This is a genomic window from Erythrobacter sp. YT30, assembly GCF_001542875.1.
In the GTDB taxonomy this organism is placed as follows: domain Bacteria; phylum Pseudomonadota; class Alphaproteobacteria; order Sphingomonadales; family Sphingomonadaceae; genus Erythrobacter.
The window spans coordinates 42,986-61,351 of sequence record NZ_LMAF01000003.1 but is presented as its reverse complement, the minus strand read 5'-3'; the positions used below and the strand labels follow the sequence as shown (position 1 = coordinate 61,351).

At 57.9% G+C, this 18,366-nt stretch carries 20 protein-coding genes; 8 read left to right on the top strand and 12 right to left on the bottom strand.

What is annotated here, in order from left to right:
• Nucleotides 1–136 precede the first annotated feature (136 nt).
• The 9 genes from tatC to AUC45_RS14025 form a co-directional block, all read right to left on the bottom strand.
• On the bottom strand, nucleotides 137–976 hold the full coding sequence (tatC, locus tag AUC45_RS14065; RefSeq protein ID WP_067604525.1) for a twin-arginine translocase subunit TatC: 840 nt from the start codon (nucleotides 974–976) through the stop codon (nucleotides 137–139).
• 7 nt (nucleotides 977–983) lie between these two features.
• Complete coding sequence (gene tatB, locus AUC45_RS14060; RefSeq protein WP_067604080.1) at nucleotides 984–1,406, bottom strand: Sec-independent protein translocase protein TatB; 423 nt, start codon at nucleotides 1,404–1,406, stop codon at nucleotides 984–986.
• 69 nt (nucleotides 1,407–1,475) lie between these two features.
• Nucleotides 1,476–1,724 carry a twin-arginine translocase TatA/TatE family subunit gene (gene tatA, locus AUC45_RS14055; protein WP_067604078.1) on the bottom strand — a complete coding sequence of 83 codons (249 nt, stop codon included), beginning with the start codon at nucleotides 1,722–1,724 and terminating at the stop codon, nucleotides 1,476–1,478.
• 75 nt (nucleotides 1,725–1,799) lie between these two features.
• Nucleotides 1,800–2,489: an SMC-Scp complex subunit ScpB gene (scpB, locus tag AUC45_RS14050; protein WP_067604076.1), complete on the bottom strand. Its 690-nt coding sequence runs from the start codon at nucleotides 2,487–2,489 to the stop codon at nucleotides 1,800–1,802.
• Nucleotides 2,490–2,494: 5 nt separating this feature from the next.
• Nucleotides 2,495–3,301, bottom strand: coding sequence for a ScpA family protein (locus tag AUC45_RS14045; RefSeq protein WP_082701218.1), 807 nt, complete (start codon nucleotides 3,299–3,301; stop codon nucleotides 2,495–2,497).
• Nucleotides 3,302–3,381: 80 nt separating this feature from the next.
• Entirely contained in the window at nucleotides 3,382–4,404 is a 1,023-nt protein-coding gene (nagZ, locus tag AUC45_RS14040; protein WP_067604074.1) for a beta-N-acetylhexosaminidase, read from the bottom strand.
• 118 nt (nucleotides 4,405–4,522) lie between these two features.
• Entirely contained in the window at nucleotides 4,523–5,254 is a 732-nt protein-coding gene (locus AUC45_RS14035) for an SPOR domain-containing protein (protein WP_233998860.1), read from the bottom strand.
• Between the two features lie 61 nt (nucleotides 5,255–5,315).
• A complete protein-coding gene (gene argS, locus AUC45_RS14030; protein ID WP_067604070.1) occupies nucleotides 5,316–7,061 on the bottom strand; it encodes an arginine--tRNA ligase in 1,746 nt (581 codons plus the stop codon).
• A 90-nt stretch (nucleotides 7,062–7,151) separates the two neighbouring features.
• Entirely contained in the window at nucleotides 7,152–7,814 is a 663-nt protein-coding gene (locus AUC45_RS14025; protein ID WP_067604068.1) for a hypothetical protein, read from the bottom strand.
• A 98-nt stretch (nucleotides 7,815–7,912) separates the two neighbouring features.
• Between AUC45_RS14025 and ispH the strand changes: the two genes are divergently transcribed.
• Genes ispH through rnhA form a run of 3 tightly spaced genes read left to right on the top strand, consistent with a single transcriptional unit; the run spans nucleotide 7,913 to nucleotide 10,374 of the window.
• Nucleotides 7,913–8,893, top strand: a complete 981-nt coding sequence (ispH, locus tag AUC45_RS14020) for a 4-hydroxy-3-methylbut-2-enyl diphosphate reductase (protein ID WP_067604066.1) — start codon at nucleotides 7,913–7,915, stop codon at nucleotides 8,891–8,893.
• Nucleotides 8,894–8,915: 22 nt separating this feature from the next.
• Nucleotides 8,916–9,884 (top strand): homoserine kinase, encoded by a 969-nt coding sequence (locus tag AUC45_RS14015; RefSeq protein ID WP_067604064.1) that lies wholly within the window; start codon nucleotides 8,916–8,918, stop codon nucleotides 9,882–9,884.
• A gap of 37 nt (nucleotides 9,885–9,921) precedes the next feature.
• Complete coding sequence (gene rnhA, locus AUC45_RS14010; RefSeq protein WP_067604521.1) at nucleotides 9,922–10,374, top strand: ribonuclease HI; 453 nt, start codon at nucleotides 9,922–9,924, stop codon at nucleotides 10,372–10,374.
• Between the two features lie 68 nt (nucleotides 10,375–10,442).
• Here the strand turns inward: rnhA and AUC45_RS15630 are convergent, their stop codons facing one another.
• The 3 genes from AUC45_RS15630 to AUC45_RS14000 form a co-directional block, all read right to left on the bottom strand.
• Complete coding sequence (locus AUC45_RS15630; RefSeq protein ID WP_082701195.1) at nucleotides 10,443–10,619, bottom strand: YegP family protein; 177 nt, start codon at nucleotides 10,617–10,619, stop codon at nucleotides 10,443–10,445.
• Between the two features lie 65 nt (nucleotides 10,620–10,684).
• A complete protein-coding gene (locus tag AUC45_RS14005; protein ID WP_067604062.1) occupies nucleotides 10,685–11,821 on the bottom strand; it encodes an FAD-binding oxidoreductase in 1,137 nt (378 codons plus the stop codon).
• Nucleotides 11,818–12,849, bottom strand: a complete 1,032-nt coding sequence (locus AUC45_RS14000; RefSeq protein ID WP_082701194.1) for an alpha/beta fold hydrolase — start codon at nucleotides 12,847–12,849, stop codon at nucleotides 11,818–11,820. Before AUC45_RS14000 ends, AUC45_RS14005 begins: the two co-directional genes overlap by 4 nt.
• A gap of 100 nt (nucleotides 12,850–12,949) precedes the next feature.
• Here AUC45_RS14000 and AUC45_RS13995 point away from each other — a divergent pair, with 100 nt between their 5' ends.
• The 5 genes from AUC45_RS13995 to AUC45_RS13975 all read left to right on the top strand — a co-directional run bounded on the left by AUC45_RS13995 (nucleotide 12,950) and on the right by AUC45_RS13975 (nucleotide 18,258).
• On the top strand, nucleotides 12,950–13,453 hold the full coding sequence (locus AUC45_RS13995; RefSeq protein ID WP_067604061.1) for a prepilin peptidase: 504 nt from the start codon (nucleotides 12,950–12,952) through the stop codon (nucleotides 13,451–13,453).
• An 89-nt stretch (nucleotides 13,454–13,542) separates the two neighbouring features.
• Nucleotides 13,543–14,667 carry a Flp pilus assembly protein CpaB gene (gene cpaB / locus AUC45_RS13990; protein WP_067604059.1) on the top strand — a complete coding sequence of 375 codons (1,125 nt, stop codon included), beginning with the start codon at nucleotides 13,543–13,545 and terminating at the stop codon, nucleotides 14,665–14,667.
• A 79-nt stretch (nucleotides 14,668–14,746) separates the two neighbouring features.
• The gene (locus AUC45_RS13985) at nucleotides 14,747–16,303 is read left to right on the top strand and encodes a type II and III secretion system protein family protein (RefSeq protein ID WP_082701193.1); all 1,557 of its coding nucleotides are present in this window, start codon (nucleotides 14,747–14,749) and stop codon (nucleotides 16,301–16,303) included.
• A gap of 17 nt (nucleotides 16,304–16,320) precedes the next feature.
• Nucleotides 16,321–16,971: a CpaD family pilus assembly protein gene (locus AUC45_RS13980; protein WP_067604055.1), complete on the top strand. Its 651-nt coding sequence runs from the start codon at nucleotides 16,321–16,323 to the stop codon at nucleotides 16,969–16,971.
• A gap of 3 nt (nucleotides 16,972–16,974) precedes the next feature.
• Nucleotides 16,975–18,258, top strand: coding sequence for a pilus assembly protein CpaE (locus tag AUC45_RS13975; protein WP_067604053.1), 1,284 nt, complete (start codon nucleotides 16,975–16,977; stop codon nucleotides 18,256–18,258).
• Nucleotides 18,259–18,366: the final 108 nt, after the last annotated feature.

Sequence of the window (18,366 nt, the reverse complement as noted above, 5' to 3'; positions counted from 1 at the left end):
TCATTAAAAGAGGCTCCTTTTGGGGCCTCTTTTTTTGTCAACAATCCTGATCTGCAAGTGACAATCGTCGGTATAGCAAGCGGCAAATCGCTGACCTTGATAGGATATTGTGCGTTGAAACTATGGCCAGACCTGCTTAGTCAGGCAGCGCTCCCTCGCCAGGCTGCGCATCAGCCTCGTCGCCGCTGATCTGTTCATCCTCAGACGGTTCCTCAGTCTTTGGCATGCCAGCCTCTTGAAAGCGCATCAGGATCAGCGATCCCTCGAACAAGAGCAGTAGCGGCACCGCCAGAATGACTTGGCTTCCAGGATCCGGCGGCGTTACGATCGCCGCCAAAGCCACCACGGCCACAATGACATAGCGCCTCGCGCCGATTAACTGCGCGCGGGTTACGATTCCTGCCCGATTGAGAAGGAGCAATAGCACCGGCAAAAGGAAAGTAATCCCGAAAGCCAGGATGAACTGCATCACCAGATTGAGATAATTGCCAGTGCCTGGCAGCGCCTCAATATCGAGACCGCCAACTTCGCCCTCAAAGCCCAAAAACCAGCGGAACGCGGTTGGCATCACCACATAGTATGCAAGCGCCGCGCCTGCGGTGAAGAGCACCGGCGTAGCAATGAGGAAGGGTAGGAATGCCTTCTTTTCTTTTGCGTAGAGTCCCGGCGCGACGAATGCCCATAACTGGTTTGCGATGATCGGAAAGCTGATAAAGAAGCCAGCGAACAACGCGACTTTCAACTCGACAAAGAACGCCTCGTAGAGCTGAGTGTAAATCAGCTTGCCCTCGCCTTGGGGAAAGGCAGCGGTCAACGGACGGACCAGGAAACCGAAAATCTCATCGGCGAAGTACAGGCATCCGGCAAATGCGATAGCAAGCGCGATTATTGAGCGCAGAAGCCGTGTGCGCAGCTCAATCAGGTGATCAAGAAGCGGAGCGCGGGTCTCATCTATATCGTCAATCTTCAAGACCATGGCGCGCTTATTTGCTGCCCCCTGCGTCTTTGGCCGCGCTTTGCTGCGGCTCGTTGGCAGCATCACCATCGTCAACCGTTTGATTGTCAGCGGACGGAGAAGCGGGCACATCATCGGCAGCAACAGGATCAACCGGAGGAGCAACGGGCGGAGGTCCTGTCATCACGGGCTCACCTGCTTTCGATTCGGCTGAAACTGCGGTGCGCTTCATGATCTCCTCATTTTGCGCTTTCCACTTCTTCTCCATGTCATCCAGCTCAGCCTCGCGAACCATCGCATCGATCCCGGTGCGGAAATGCGCGGAAACGCGGCGGATTTGTCCGATCCAACGCCCGACGGTGCGCATGGCGAGCGGCATGTCTTTCGGGCCGATCACAAGAACGGCGACGATTATGATGACAAGGATTTCAGCGGCGCCGAGGTCAAACATGGGGGATGAAGGCCCTCGCCTCTCCTATCTTTGCAGCGCTGCCGACCAGTCCGGCAAGCCGGCTAGATATCACTGCGACGTGGTGTTTTCGCCTTTTTTGGTCGTTTCGGACGAAGTGGCAGATGGATCGGCTGGTTTGGCTTCGATCTGGGCATTCGAAGCGGGAGTGCTTTCGCCATCGACTTCTTCGTTCATGCCCTTTTTGAAGCTGGAAATGCCCTTGCCGAAATCGCCCATCATCTCAGAGATGCGCCCGCGACCGAACAGGACAAGAATTACCACCGCGATAATTGCGATTTGCCAGACACTAAGACCCATGGGGTTTCTCTCTCGTTAAACCGTGTGATGTCAATATAGGGGTAAAACCCCGCCTATGCCAGTCGCGTTAGGCGATCATGGTTCATTATCAGTTACCGCATCTGAATTTGCATTGCATTCCGCGCCAGTTTCGCTCTCGTCTTGCGTGCCCTCAACACCGGCCATCCGCTCTTCAAGCGCTTCTTCCAAGGCATCATCAACGGGATCGAGGAGTCCGGCTGCCCGCAATTCATCCATGCCGGGCAGATCACGGCGGGTGGCGAGGCCGAAATGATCGAGAAAGCCGGGAGTTGTCGCGTAGATCACTGGGCGGCCAGGCACTTCGCGACGGCCAGCAGGCTTGATCCAGCCCGATTCGAGAAGCACGTCGAGCGTGCCCTTCGCCGTCTGTACACCGCGAATGCTCTCGATTTCGGCGCGGCTCACCGGTTCGTGGTAGGCGATTATGGCGAGCACTTCGGTGGCAGCGCGGCTCAGACGGCGAACTTGTTCTCGCTCCCGCCTTAAGAGATGGGCGAGGTCAGGGGCGGTTTCGAAGTGCCAGCGTTTTCCGCGTTCGACGAGGTGGATACCGCGGTCTTGGTAGTGGGCTTTAAGCGCAGATAGAGCCTCGCGTACGGCGCTATGCTCCAGATCGCCTAGATGCGCACTAAGTGATTGTATTGTCAGAGGTTCTTCTGACGCAAACAGGGTTGCTTCTACGCTACGCGCAATGTCATCGGGCGTTGCCCCTTCGGCCTCTGCGCGTTCCACCTCTTCTTCCATTGTAATCACCCGGCAGCCCCCTCTTTCAACCGTCTGATCCGCATCGGCGCAAAGGCTTCTTCCTGAGCGATCTCAGCCCTCCCCAGCCGCGCCAGCTCAAGCGCAGCGACAAAACTGGACGCAAGCGCAGATTTGCGCAGTTCCGGCTCTGCATGCGGGGGCAGGAAGTCGCGAATGTCCATCCATTCGAGCGTCACCCCCAGCATCGCGGAAACCCGCTCCAATGCGCTGTCCAATGTCATCACAGGGCGATCAGCCACGTGATAGATTTTCGGCGCCGTGCGGGCTTTCACCTGTCCATATGCTTGAATGATCGAATAAATATCGCTCGTCCAAACCGTCTTGCGATCGGTACGCAATCCCTCCGGCGCGCCGCGCAGGAATATGTCGCGCCCAATCCGATCACGCGCCATCAGTCGTGCCGCGGATTCGCGCATTGCGCCGAGGCGCTGCAGCCGCAATTGCAAACGCAGGGCCAGCTCTTCCGGGCTCGGATCCTCTTGTTCTTCCTTGGGCAGAAGCAGCGATGATTTGAGATAGGCCAGCCACGCTGCCATCACGAGATAATCGGCGGCGAGTTCCAAACGCAGGCTTTCTGCGCGCTCTATGTAGCCAAGATACTGATCGACGAGAGCAAGGATCGATATCTGGCGCAGGTCAACCTTTTGCCGGCGCGCCAGATCAAGCAGCAGATCGAGCGGGCCTTCCCACCCATCAAGCTCCAGATAGAGTTTGTCGCCGCCAGCAGCTTCGGTTTCAGTATCGCCCGCTTCGACGAGGTCTTCTTCCGCGCCATCTTCGGGCCACACCATAACCGATGCATCGGGATCGGCAGAGATATCGCGGTTTATATCCAGCGCCTCATCATGCGGATCACTGCCGTGCGGCGCGCTCATGCGGGCTCTCCCACAAGGGCGAGCAGCGCATCGCGTTTGGCAAGCAATTCGCCGTGCTCTCCAGCCATTTCATCGGCGACAATCGTGCCTTCAAGCGCGCGATCCAGCCGCGCTTTTGTGGCATCTCCCATCGCTGGCAGAACGTTGCAAATGCCGATCATATCGTCCATCTTCGCCCAGCAATTGAGCACGATATCGCAGCCTGCGGCATGGGCACGGGCAGAGCGTTCAGGGATCCTGCCTTCCAACGCTTCCATGTCGATATCATCAGTCAGCAGCAGGCCTTCAAACCCGATTTCGCCCCGGATGATATCGCGGATGATCGTTTCAGAAAGCGTAGCGGGATTTTCCGCATCCCACACCGGAAACAGCAAGTGCCCCGTCATTCCGATAAGCGCGTGATTGAGCGCGCGGAATGGGGCAATGTCGGCTTCCAGCTCCTCAGCGCTTTCGTGCACTGTCGGCATTTCTTTATGCGTGTCGACCGTGGTGCGGCCATGGCCGGGCATATGCTTGATACAGCCAACAACGCCGCCCTTTGCAAAACCTTCAAGCGTGACCCGCCCTAGCGCCGCGATCTGCATTGGATCAGAGCCAAAGGCGCGATCGCCGATCACATCATGTGCGCCCGGCTGGCGCAGGTCGAGCGGTGGATGGTAATCAACCGTGATGCCCATGGCGGAAAGCTCCAGCGCCATGGCATGCGCATTGACCCGCGCCGCCTCAATCGCGCTTGCGGGGGCTAGATCGTAAAGCTCTGCAAACGCTTGAGCCGCTGGATAGGCTGCCCATTGCGGTGGACGCAGGCGGGCAACTCGGCCGCCTTCCTGATCTATCGAAACCAGCAGATGATCGCGCCCATGAAGCTCACGCAATTCATCGGTCAGCGCGCGCAATTGTTCGCGGCTTTCACAATTGCGACCGAACAGGATGTATCCTGCCGGATCGGCATCGCTAAAGAAATCGCGCTCATCAGGCGTCAAAGTGAGACCGGAGCATCCGAAAATAGCCGGAACCATCAAGGCAGACTTGCAGCAAGGGGGCAGTCAGGCAAGCGGGCTAACGCTCCACTATGGGGAAAAACGCGTCCAATTCAGGTGGAAAGCGCCATAAACGGCGGCTCTCACACCCTTCACATCACGGTTTTACAGCGCACTCAAGTCCATCCGCTTTGATCGCGTCGCACAGGGCGTTGGCTTCTGCTCGGCTGGAGGTAGGGACCTGAAGGCGATAGACAGTGCCGATATCCACCTTGGCCTGCACAATGCGATAGCTCTTACCGCTCAGCGTTTCGCTGCTGCGGCTGAGATCGCGCCAGCCCTGCTCGGCCCTTGCTCGATTGCCATAGGCGGCGAGCTGTACGGCAATACCGCCGCCACTCGACGCAGCTGAGGAAGTGGAAGCAGAAGCAGTGGCAGTTTCGGTTGCAGGTGTTTCTGTCGAGGGAGGGGTCGCATCCCCTGCCCCGTCTTCAGAGCCAGCGCTATCGGCCATCTGCCCGTCGCGCGTTTCACCTTCGCCCACGGCTGGCGCGAGATTGCCGGTGCCTTCAAATTCCTTGCCGCCGGGATCCTCCGGGCGTTCCTTGATCGGACCGGCTGGCGCTGAAATCGTGCTGCCATCGGGCACGGGCGCTGAACTGCCCGATCCTTTGGTAAAGAACCACACAGCAAGAATGATGGCCGCTGCCAATGCGAGCAGAACGGCGAGAAAAGTCATCACCTGAATGCTGTCGATGCCCGACGCAGCTGCTTCATCCTCATCGGATTCGAGCCAGGGCAGGCTTTCATCAGCCGTCAGATTAAGCTCTTGTTCGGTCACAGAGACTTCCTCACTAGGGATTTCCTCAAATTCCGCGTCTACTACCACTGTCCTTGCGCCCCCCCCAATGGCACCAGGCATGGTCAAACGGTTGAAGACCCCAGAGCGGTTACATCGCTTCTACGGCGTCTACACCTAACACACCTAACCCATTTCGGATCACTTGCCCGATCGCTTGCCCGAGGAAAAGCCTTGCACCCGACAATCCCACATCCTGTTCCAGCTTGAACCGCTTTTCAGGTTGTTTGTTACCCATTGTATAAAATGAGTGCAGCTCTGATGCCAGATCGTACAGATAAAAAGCGATCCTGTGCGGTTCGCGCGCTTTGGCAGCGGATTCGATTTCGCGCGGGAATTGTGCGGCGCGTTTGATGAGCGCGAGTTCTTCCTCGCCCAGCCGTGCAATTTCGGCAGGATCGGGCGAGATGCCTTCCTCTGCCGATTTGAGCACTGTCCGGTTAAGCCGGGCGTGCGCGTATTGGACATAAAAGACCGGATTGTCCTTCGATTGCTCCACCACTTTGGCAAAGTCGAAATCCATTTGCGCTTCGGGTTTGCGTGTGAGCATGGTGAAGCGGACTACATCCTTGCCGACTTCTTCGATCATGTCCGCGATGGTAATGAAATTGCCCGATCTTTTGGACATTTTCACAGGCTCGCCGCCGCGCATCAATTGCACCATCTGGACCAGTTTGACATCGAACGGGGTCGGCTTACCCTTGCCTTCGGAAAGCGCCGCAACCGCTGCCTTAATCCGCTTGACAGTGCCCGCGTGATCCGCGCCCCAGATGTCAATCAATTCATCGGCATTTTCAGCCTTTTGCATGTGATAGGCGAGATCGGCTCCGAAGTATGTCCACGCGCCGTTTGATTTCTTGATCGGCCGGTCCTGATCATCGCCATACTTGGTTGAGCGGAACAGCGGCAGTTCCACTGGCTCCCAATCTTCTGGCGGGGCTTTGCCTTTGGGTGCTTCCAGTACGCCGTCGTAAACAAGATCATGTTCGCGCAGCCAGGCTTCGGCTTCGTCCGGTTTGTCCGCCGCGTGGAGCGCGGCCTCTGATGAAAACACATCGTGATGAATGCCGAGCAGCGCCAGGTCTGACCGGATGAGATCCATCATCCGCGTGACTGCTTCGGCCCGGAAAATGGGCAGCCAGTCTTCTTCGGATGCGTGCTGGAACCTGTCGCCAAGTTCGTTTGCGAGCGCCTTTCCGACGGGGATCAGGTAGTCACCGGGATATAGGCCCTCGGGTATTTCGCCGACATCTTCGCCGAGCGCTTCACGGTACCGGATATGTGCTGACCGGGCGAGTACATCGACCTGCCCGCCTGCATCGTTGATGTAATATTCGCGCACGACATCGTGGCCTGCAAATTCGAGGAGGCTCGACAAGGCATCCCCCACCACCGCACCGCGGCAATGCCCCATATGCATAGGGCCGGTGGGGTTAGCTGAGACGTATTCGACATTCACCTTGGTATCGGCGCCCATCGAAGAGCGACCATAATCATCGCCCAGTATGTGAATCAGTTTCAATTCATCGAGCCAAACCGATGAATCGAGACGCAAATTGATAAATCCCGGCCCTGCTATCTCTGCGCTGGTGATCGCCGGATGATCGGCGAGCTTCGCCGTGATCTGCTCGGCGAGCGCGCGCGGATTGGTCTTTGCCTGCTTGGCCAGAACCATCGCGGCATTGGTCGCAAGATCGCCATGCGATGGATCGCGCGGCGGCTCTACCGCGACATTCTTGAACGATGTATCCGCTGGCAGCACACCGTCATCGACGAGTGCGCTCAATGCGGTTTCAATGGTGCCGGCGAACGCGGCGTATAGGGTCTGATCTGACATAAATCATGTATGCTCCCGCAGATTGCAGGAGCCTCCTCGAAACAGTTCCTCCCGACTTTGCGGGGGATCACGGGTTTTTCAAGAGTGGCGTTAGCGCCGAACGTTATAGCCCAGCTGGTCCTCGGTCAGCTGGAACCCGATCAGCATTTCAAATCGGGTGCGCTGAATGGCTGCTCTCACATCGGGCGCGGTCAGCGGGTCGAGTGCGGCTTCCGGATCGCCTGGTCGTCGTTTGCGCGTGATCTTCTCGCGAATATCTTCGGGCAGTGTCGCAGCGGCCTTGTCCACGAATGATCCTGCCTTCGCGCTGGCTGATGCCCGCTCTTCACCGTCGGCGAAGCTGAGCGTCACCTGCCCCACCCGCTTTGTCACAACGGCGCTGCCGCCGCGAATGACGCTGACGAAGTAGGGGAGCGTGACAGTGCGCGCACCGCGCACATCCTTGCGCTGGGCGACGACATCAAATGTCGCCTCGCTGTAGATCTTTTCGGCAGTGTCATCGCAGGTCGAACGCAGATTGGTGATCGCAGCGCTCATATCGAGATTGCTGAAAGTCGCATCGCCTGCCGTTCGGAATGTGGTGACATCGCCGGTGTAATCGGGAATGCCGACCTGCGGACAGCTGGAAAGCACAGATGTGATCCCCACACCCTGATTGACCACCAATTCGCCTTCGCGCGCGCAGCCAGTCACCGCAGCTGCGAGGCCAAGGGCAATACCAATACGAGCACCAGATTGTGCGAGCGAGACCATCTATTCGCCGTCCTTACATTCGATCCAATTTGCCGGGACAACCCGGCCTTGCGACATGTCCCTAGCGGGGCAGGTCACAAAGCGCTAGAGGGGCACACATGAATGCGCCCTTTCAAGATTCAGCCTCTGCCCCGAAAGCGCAAGGCAAACCGCTCAACCTTTTGATCGCCGCCCCGCGCGGGTTTTGCGCCGGTGTAGACCGAGCGATTGAGATCGTGGAAAAGGCGCTCGAGAGGTACGGCGCGCCGGTCTATGTGCGCCATGAAATCGTCCACAACAAATATGTTGTCGAAGGGCTGAAAGCCAAAGGCGCGATTTTCGTCAAAGAACTAGACGAGGTTCCCACCGATGCTCCGGTGGTCTTCAGCGCGCATGGCGTGCCCAAATCGGTGCCCGCAGAGGCAGAGCGGCGCAACATGATCTATGTCGATGCGACATGCCCGCTTGTTTCCAAAGTGCACCGCCAGGCCGAGCGGCAGCTGGAAAAAGGCCGTCACATTATTTTCGTCGGCCATGCCGGACATCCCGAAGTTATAGGCACGATGGGCCAGGTCGAACCGGGCCAAATGACGCTGGTCGAAGACCTTGAGGACGTCGACAAACTTCCTTTCGATAGCGACGAGCCACTCGCCTATCTCACGCAAACGACGCTGTCGGTGGATGACACGCGCGAAGTGATCGACGCGCTCGAATGGCGTTACCCCAATATCAAGGGACCGAAAGCGGAAGACATTTGCTACGCGACGTCCAACCGTCAGGCAGCGGTCAAGGAATTGGCGCAGGATTGCGATCTGGTGCTGGTCGTCGGCGCGCCCAATTCGTCCAATTCGCTGCGACTTGTCGAAGTGGCAGAGCGGCTGGGAACGCCCGGCAAATTGATCCAGCGCGCGGATGAGATTGATCCTGCATGGCTCGACGGGATCGACACAATCGGGCTCACGGCAGGGGCATCTGCGCCGGAAGTTCTGGTGCGCGAAGTGGTGGATGCGCTGGCGGCGATGCGCCCCATTCAGGAACGCACGATCACGACGGCTGAAGAAAAGATGGTTTTCAAGCTGCCACGCCAGCTCACCGAATAACCCGCACACTTTGCGAAAGAACATGGCCGTCTACACGCATTTGAGCGCCGAAGACTTAAGCGAACTCATCAGTCATTATGATGTCGGTGAACTCGTTTCGGCAAAGGGCATTGCCGAAGGCGTGTCGAACTCCAACTGGCTCATCGAAACGCGCAAAGGCACGGCCAATTCGCGCTACATCCTCACCATGTATGAGAGGCGGATCGAGCTTGACGATCTGCCGTATTTCCTCGGGCTCCTCGATCACCTTTCGGCGAAAGGCTGTCCTGTTCCGCGCACGATCCACGATGAAACCGGCGCAGAATTCCGCATGGTAGAAGGCAAAGCGGTTGCGCTGATTGAGTTTCTCCCCGGCGTATCGCCCACCCGCCCCACTCCCGATCAGACACGCGCGCTCGGCGCTACCTTGGCGCAGATGCACCTTGCCAGCGCCGATTTTCCGCTAAGCCGTCGCAACACGATGGGCTTTGCCGATAATCTCGCCGTGCTGGAAAAGTGTGGTGCGGACGGTCTTGCCTCGATCCACCCGGATTTGCCCGATGTGCTTGGCCCTGCTCGGAATGCAGCTGCGCTTGATCTGTCTGCGCTGCCAAAGGCTCAGGTACACGCCGATCTCTTCCCGGACAACGTCCTTATGCTGGACGACAAAGTCACAGGGATGATCGATTTCTACTTTGCTTGCACCGATTGCATGGCGCTTGATATTGCTGTCACTCATGCGGCGTGGTGTTTCGATCCGGACACCGGAGACTATCTGTCCAATTGTGGGACGGAATTTCTTAATGCCTATGAAAGTATAAGGGAAATTACACAGGACGAACGGGCGTTGTTCGCAGAAATTGCCAAGGGGGCATGTCTTCGGTTTGTTGCGAGCCGCGCGGAGGATTGGTTAGAAACACCCAATGATGCGCTGGTTACGAGGAAAGACCCCGTCGAGTTCGTCCGAAGATGGCGATTCTACGACGAGCACGCATCGCACCTCTTTGCGTGAAACGCGCACGCCTTTCAAAATGACTGACACGAAACCGATGAAGAAAGTTGCGATCTACACCGACGGCGCGTGCAAGGGAAATCCGGGCCCGGGCGGCTGGGGCGTGCTCTTGAAAATGGGCAAGCACGAAAAAGAGCTGTCGGGCGGCGAAGACGACACCACCAACAATCGGATGGAAATGACCGCCGTCATCAAAGGGCTGTCCGCGCTGATCGAGCCGTGCGAGGTGGAGCTTTATTCCGACAGCAAATACGTGCTCGATGGCATCACCAAGTGGGTTGAAGGCTGGAAGCGCAATGGCTGGAAAACGGCGAGCAAGAAACCGGTCCGCAATTCCGATCTATGGCACGAATTGATTGATGTCGCCGGGCGGCACGAAATTGAATGGCACTGGGTAAAGGGCCATTCGGGTCATCCGGAAAATGAGCGGGTGGACAAGCTTGCAAGCGATGAAGCCGAAAAGGTCGGCATCGAAGACGGCGAAGACTAATCTCAATGCAAAACGGGCGCACCATCATGGCGCGCCCGCTTGGGTAGCTTTTGTGAAGGCTCAGCCGATCAGCTGTTGTCTTCGATCGGCGCGTCAGGGCCGTTTTTCTTGATCGAATCAATCGCGTTTTGCGCGGACGATTTGCTCGAATACCCCTGGGTCGAGAACATCACTTCGGAATTGTAGCTGAAGCGGACACGGAATTCGCCGGACTTGTCTTTGTAGATTTCGAACTTGTGAGCCATGGTGTTCCCTCTCTTATTGGACGTTACTGCTCGGGCTTGCACCTTACAGATTGGAACTGGCTTGGCTAGAGTGCCTGAGTCGCAAAATCGCGTTGGTTTACAAGCTGAAACCTCTCGGGCGAATACATCGCCGGATCAATCGCTGCCGTCATGGCGTCAGGTGATTGTCCAAGCATGATCTTAGCGCCAAGTCGGGCTGCGGCAGGCGCGGTCTGGATGCCAAATCCGCCCTGGCCTGCAAACCAGATGAAGCTATCGACTTCGCTATCAGGCCCGTAAACCGGCAAACGATCAGGAGCGAAACTGCGAAGGCCGGCCCAGCGCCGCTCCACCGCTTCGATCTTCCAGTCCGTGACCGACTGAAACCGATCAATCGCTAGCGCCACATCCATCTCTTCGGGCGCGGCATCGCAAGGGTCGGTCGGGATTTCATCGTGCGGACTGAGCCATAGGCGGCCATTATCGGACTTGAAGTAAAATCCGCCATTGATGTCGAGCACGAGCGGCAGGTCGGCGGGCGCTTCTGGTGCAACGCGGAGTTGCGCGACCGTGCGGCGCTTGGGATCAATCCCCAGTGGGCGGGCCCCTGCAAGCTTTGCCATCGTGTCAGCCCACGCCCCTGCCGCGTTGACGACGCGAGCCGCGCGGTGGGTGTCCCCGCTTTCGGTCGTGATCTGCCAAACATCATCTATCCGGGCGAGGTGACTGACACGCGAGCGGCACACAAGGTGTGCGCCTGCTTGTTTCAGCGTCTTGAGATAAAGCTGGTGCAGCGCGGCGACATCGATATCGGCGCAGGCTGGCTGCCAGATGCATTCAGTCCATTCCTCGCGCGCATGCGGAACGTGCTGCATCAAGGTTTCGCGCCCGCCCCGCGCGATCGTGACGCCTGTTCCCTCAAACCGGTCCATAAAAGCGTCAAGCCCGCCCGCATCCTGCGCCCTACCCACATAAAGCGCGCCGCGTTCCCGCAGCAGATCTTGTTCGCGCAGGAAGCGGCCTGATGCACTTGTCAGCGGAACGACGCCCGGCCCGCCATAGCACTCCTCCCAGAAAGCTGCGGATCGACCGGTCGAATGATAGCCCGGCGCATCTTCGCCTTCGAGAACAAGAACGCTGGCATAGGGGGCAAGTTCAGCGGCAATGCTCGCGCCCGCCATTCCGGCCCCGATGACCGCAAAATCGTAGATGGGATCACTCATGCAGGAGTGGTCTCCAGACGCGGGGCAACGCGGCCCAGGAAGTCATCAACGCCCTCCAGCATGCGCCCGCGCACCTCGTCCACTTCGCGCAGGATTTCATGGCGCGCTTCGTTTCCGAACGCGATCAGTTCGCCATTGGGCAGCCTTTGCGCGGCGCGAAGGTTGGCGGCGTGGCTCACCAGCTTGTCGTTAGAAGTGGTGCAGATCAGCACTGGAGTTTCGACTGCCTCAAGCGCGCCCGGTTCTTCCAATCGCCTGCACGAATCGTAAGCCCGCTCCAGCCAACCCCAGCTTGCCGGGCCCATCGCGATTTCAGGGCGATTGATGCGCCACCACAGCTCATCCTCGTAACGATCGTCATCATGCGTCAAAAGCTTGATACGCTCTTCGGGGATATCGCCGGGCTTCTCTCCACCCTTCCATGCCGGACGAGTGGGCTCGCCTATGCGCGTCATCATCTTGGCAACACTGTGGAGCATCGCCATCGGAAGCGGCGGGCCTGCCATACCAATCATCGGCGCTGAAAGGACGACTGCGTCAGGCAGCGGCGCGATCACCTTATCGACCAGCGCTCGCATAACGATATGCCCGCCCATGGAATGCGCAGCGAGGATGTGCGGGCCGGGCGTTTCGGCAACAAAATCGGCCCACAACGCTGCGAGATCTGCCGTCCATGTCGTAAAATCATCGATATGGCCGGTGGTCGCATCTTTACCCAAACGGCCACTGCCCGTCTGACCGCGCCAGTCAGCCGCAGTGACGCGCCAACCTTTCAAATGCCATTCGTGCAGCGTTTCCAGATACTTTTCGTAAAAGTCCCCTCGCCCTGGCATGTAAAGGATCGATCCGCGTGCCGGGCTCTCGACCGCTGGCCAATCAATGCGCCGGATCGCGTGCCCATCGCGCGCATTCCAAATCGATTCTGTAGCAACCTCTGGTATTGCCCGCCGATCAATCACAGCACCGCTCACTGACTGTGGCTTCAAATCTGAGTTATTCTGCGCTGACACGTCGTGAATATCGTCCATCGGGTTTTGGTTACTTTATAGTAAGCACTGACCTGTAGCACCCCCAATCAGAGTTCGCGAGCCGCACGGGCGCACGAGCATTTTTGGGGGCTACATACAGATGCTGTATCTTCACTACGGATTGCTGATTGCGCTGGCAATTGGGCTCTGCGTTGCAGCCTTCACCGACATAAAAAGCCGCCGGATCGCCAATTGGCTGAATGGCGCCATTGCGCTTGGCGCGCCCTTGTACTGGTGGGCAAGTGGCATGTCGCTGTGGCCTGATGTTGCTTGGCAATTAGGGTTTGCGCTTATCGTTACCGCGATCCTGCTCGGCATTGGCTATATCGGATACACGCTCGGCATCACGATCCTTGGCGGCGGCGATATCAAGCTGCTGGCCGCGCTCGCGCTCTGGATTACCCCCCTCAATTACATGACGCTGCTTATCATCATGGCGATGGTTGGCGGCCTTCTGGCGATCTATTTCGTCATCCGCCGCGTCGTCTTCAAACCCAAGACACCGGGCCAGCTCCCTTACGGAGTCGCCATTGCGGCCGGGGCGCTCTGGGTCATCACAATCGACAATTATGACACACTTTTTCTCGGCGCCATGTCGGGATGAACCTGATTTTAACCGTTTCGGTCTTACGAATTGAAACCATACCCGCCCGCACATCAACCAAGGGCATTTACGAAGGGGCTTGATTAGCCATGGATAGGAAGAAGCTGGTTTTGCTGCTCGGAGCACTGATCATTGCGGTCGGTACAGCGTTTGCAGCGCGCACCATGTTCGCCGGGGGAACGGCTGCACCAGAGGCGGTAGCCGCTGAGCCTGTAGGCCCCAAAGTACTTGTGGCAAAATTGCCATTGCCTGCTGGCACAATCATCACAGCAGAAGCACTGGAATTCCAGTCATGGCCTGAAGGTCTTGTGCAGGATGCCTATTATCTGGAAGGCGAATCGGACGTGTCGGGCCTCCTTGGCACCGTTGTACGCGATCCGCTGACTGTTGGTGAACCCGTGACCCAAGGCACTTTGGTTAGCCCTGGCGATCGCGGCTTCCTTGCTGCGGCGCTTGGCCCTGGCATGCGTGCTGTGACCGTTCCCGTGTCTGCGAAAACCGGTGTTGCTGGCTTTGTCTTCCCAGGCGACCGAGTTGACGTTGTTCTTACGCAAACGGTTCCTGGCGAAGGCCGTCCGCTCAATGCGGCAGAAACTGTTCTTCGCAATCTGCGCGTTCTCGCAACTGACCAGTCGACCGAGCAGTTCGTCAATGAGAACGGAAAAACGCAGGTTCGCGCTTTCCGTACTGTGACGCTCGAAGTTACTCCGAAGCTTGCTGAAAAAGTCACCGTCGCGATGACCATTGGTCAGCTGACGCTTGTCCTGCGTTCGATCGCGGACAACCAGGCTGAATTGGAGCGTGCGATCGCATCTGGCGATATCACGATCCCTGAAGATGCGTCTCCTGAAGAAGAAGAGCGTATCCTGCGTGCAGCGATGGCTCGCCCCGCAGATAAGGGCACGACTTTCGCAACGGGTGGTGATGTCTCTCGCTTCCAGCGCAAGACGGTTCCGCCGAGCCCTGAAGAAGTTGAAGCTCGTGAACGCGCCGAACGCGCAGCCGCAGCAGCCGATGATCGCCGTGCCGGCGCTCTCAACGGAACTGCAGGGCCAATCGGTCCGAAGGTTCGCGTGACCCGCGGTCAGAGCACTGCTGAAGTGGTCGTCGATCCGCAGGCCGGTTCAACCGCATCGCTGATCAGCAGCCAGTCCAACGGCGTGCGCAACGCTGGTCAGACTGTGCCTGCAGTGACCAGCTCGCTGATCCGCTGAGACCAGAACAATGACGAATTTGTACTCACGTTTTCACGCCGCAACTGCGGCAAATGAGAAACCCATTGGGGGGCGAAAAATGAAACGCCAACTTACTTCAAAGATGCTGATGGCCAGTCTGGCTGTTGCACCGCTGGCAGTGATGCCGACAAGCACCGCAACAGCGCAGCAGGTTGTTCGTCCAGCACAGGATATCGTTCTGTCGATCGGCAAAGGCGAACTGGTAACAGTCCCCGGCGCAATGGCTGACGTGTTCGTCGCCAACGATTCGGTCGCTGACGTCCAGATCAAATCGCAGCGTCAGCTGTACGTGTTTGGCCGGGCAGGCGGTGAGACGACCATCTATGCGAGCAATGCCCGCGGCGATGTGATCTTCTCTGCCAATATCCGCGTGGGTTCAAACATCGACAGCATCGATCAGATGCTTGCTCTCGCCATGCCAGAGGCAAAAGTCAGCGTGGCGACCATGGGCAGCAACACCGTGCTTTTGACAGGCACAGTGGCTGCACCTGAAGATGCATCAGAAGCTGAGCGTCTGGTTCAGGCATTCCTTGGCGACGGTGTAAATGTCATCACGCGGGTGAAAACCGCGACGCCGCTTCAGGTGAACCTCAAAGTGACCTTTGCTGAAGTCAGCCGTTCGCTTGTCCGCGCTATCGGCGCCAACCTTACAACAGCCGACTCCACCGATGGCTTCCAATTCGGCATCGGCACCGGCCGCGGGGCACTCACACAGTACACTCCTGGTGGCCCCGCTGGTGTAAACGTGACAGCCGGTGCCGAGGGCACTTCTGTCATCACCACAGCTGGCACGACAGTGGCTGGCCTTGGGCAGCTTTTCGGTCTTGACCTCGCTGGCACTCTCGATCTGTCTGAGACAATCGGTCTCGTGAACACGATCTCGGAGCCCAACCTTACGGCGCTTTCGGGTGAAACGGCGACCTTCCTTGCCGGTGGCGAATTCCCGATCCCGATCAGTCAGGGTTTGGGCAACGTCGCCGTGGAATTCCGCCAGTTCGGTGTTAGCCTTGCCTATACGCCGACGGTTCTTTCCAATGGCCGGATCTCGCTCCGTCTGCGTCCCGAAGTTTCCGAGCTTTCAAGCTCAGGTTCGGTCACGCTCAACGGATTTGAAATCCCAAGCCTTACAACCCGTCGCACCGAAACGACCGTGGAATTGGGCTCTGGCCAGAGCTTCATGATTGCTGGCCTGATGAGCAACAACTCACAGAACTCGCTCGAAAAGACTCCTGGTCTTGGCGATGTGCCAATCCTTGGCAATCTGTTCCGTTCGCGTTCGTATCGCAAGGGCGAAACCGAGCTGGTGATCATTGCGACGCCGTATCTCGTGAAGCCCGTCAGCGCGCGCGACATCAAACTGCCAACCGATGGCTTCCATGCGGCGAACGAGATTGATCAGCTGCTCCTCTACAAAAACAACAAGGGTGTATCCGGCGAAGAGCGCCCCGGTCCGACCGCTGTTGGGCAGGACGCACCTAATCCATCAACAACCGTAGGCTCAGCCGATCCTGCAGCAATTGTACCAAGCAACGCAGCCAAAAAGCCGCGTCGCAGCGAGAACAAGCGCAAAAAAGACCGGCAGGCCGACGCCGCTAAACCCGGCTTCAGCCTCTAAGGAAAAGGGAAAGTACGATGTCTCACACAAAGAGAAACAAAATTGCGGCAGCGCCCGCACTCGCACTCGCCCTTTCGCTGGGTCTTGCTGGATGCGGCGGCATGCCGACCAACACCACGGTTTACAGTGAAAAGCAGCCCGTTGTTGAGCGGAGCAATTTCACTCTCGACGTGCGTACCAACGCTTCGGGTCTGCCAATCACCGAACAGCAACGTCTGAACGGTTGGTTCGAAGCCATGGATCTTCGTTATGGTGATCGCATCACCATCGAAGACCCGGGCCAGAACCCGGCGGTGGCAAGTGCGGTCAACGATCTTGCAGGCCGCTATGGTCTGATCGTGAATGCCACTGCGCCTTCAACGTCTGGATTTCTTGAGCCAGGCGCTGCACGCGTCGTCATCACGCGTTCGACTGCATCGGTCCCTGGTTGCCCAGATTGGTCTGCAAAGTCAGACATGAATTACGCGAACGCGACCAGCCCCGGCTATGGCTGCGGCATCAACAGCAACCTTGCTGCGATGGTCGCCAACCCGGAAGACTTGCTCGAAGGTCAAACGGGTTCGAGCGAAACGCTTGTCGCCACTTCGAACAAAGCAATCACCACATTTCGTGAAGCCGAACCGACTGGCTCGGGCGGCCTTCAAAACGCAGAAGCCGGAGGAAACTAAGTCATGAATGCTCCATGGAAATCAGGTCTTCCCGGCAATCGCGATCCGTTCGCGGCCTATATCTGCGACGATGCTGCGCTGGACGTTCTGCGCCCTGTCGTCATCGAAATGGGCTGGCAGCCGGAAAAGTGCAACAAAGGCGGCCTGCGCAACGCGGTGCAGTCGCTTTCGGTTAGCGCGAGCCCTGCCATTCTGGTTGTTGACCTGTCGGAGAGCGGCGATCCGCTCAACGATATCAACGCTTTGGCCGAAGTTTGCGAACCAGGCACCGTCGTGATTGCGATTGGCCAGGTCAACGACGTGCGCCTCTATCGCGATCTGCTTTCGAGCGGCATCCACGATTACCTGCTGAAGCCATTGTCGGCACAGCAAGTGCACGATTCGCTAAATCAGGCTCTGGCCGTTTTCAATTCGCCCAAGTCAGGCGAAGGCGAAGCGGTAAAACGCCACATCTCCACCGCGGTTGTGGGCACACGTGGCGGCGTGGGCGCATCGACGCTTGCGACATCGCTTGCGTGGCTGTTCAGTGATCACCACCAGTCACCCACTGCCCTTCTCGATCTTGACGTGCACTTTGGCACTGGCGCGCTCGCGCTTGATCTTGAGCCCGGCCGTGGTCTTACCGACGCGATTGATAACCCAAGCCGTATCGACGGCCTGTTTATCGAACGCGCTATGATCCGTGCGAACGACAATCTGTCGATCCTGTCAGCCGAAGCGCCCATCAGCCAACCGCTGATGACCGATGGTTCGGCATTCGTGCAGCTTGAGGAAGAATTCCGTCAGGCTTTCGAAATGACCGTTATCGACCTGCCGCGCAACATGCTGATCAACTTCCCGCATCTGCTGGCTGACGTGAACCTCGTCCTTGTGACTTGCGAACTCACATTGGCATCTGCACGCGACACGATCCGCATCCTGTCCTGGCTCAAAGCCAATGCAGCCCATGCGCATCCGATGATCGTTGCAAACAAGGTGCAGCCGAGCGTTGCCGAAATCAGCAAAGCCGATTTCGAAGCATCGATCGAACGCAAGATCGACTTTGCCATTCCTTATGATGTGAAAGCGGCATCGAACGCAGCCAAGCTTGGCCAGGTGTTCGTCGAAGCGAACGCATCAAGCAAGGCATCTGCAACGATCAAGCAGCTTGCGGAACGCGTCATGGGCGCCAGCGAAGAAGATCTGGAATCGATCACCGAAGAGAAGAAATCCCTCCTCGGCGGCTTCGATTTCAAATCTCTCCTCGCAAAGAAAGACAAGTCGCAAGCCGAAGAACCGGCTGAATAAGAACAGGGGATGTGGCCGCGTGCCGGCAGGCACGTGGCCGCAATCCTCAAACGTGGGTGGGGCCAGTCGCGCTTTGCCCATAGCCAACCAACGATAGGGATACGGCAG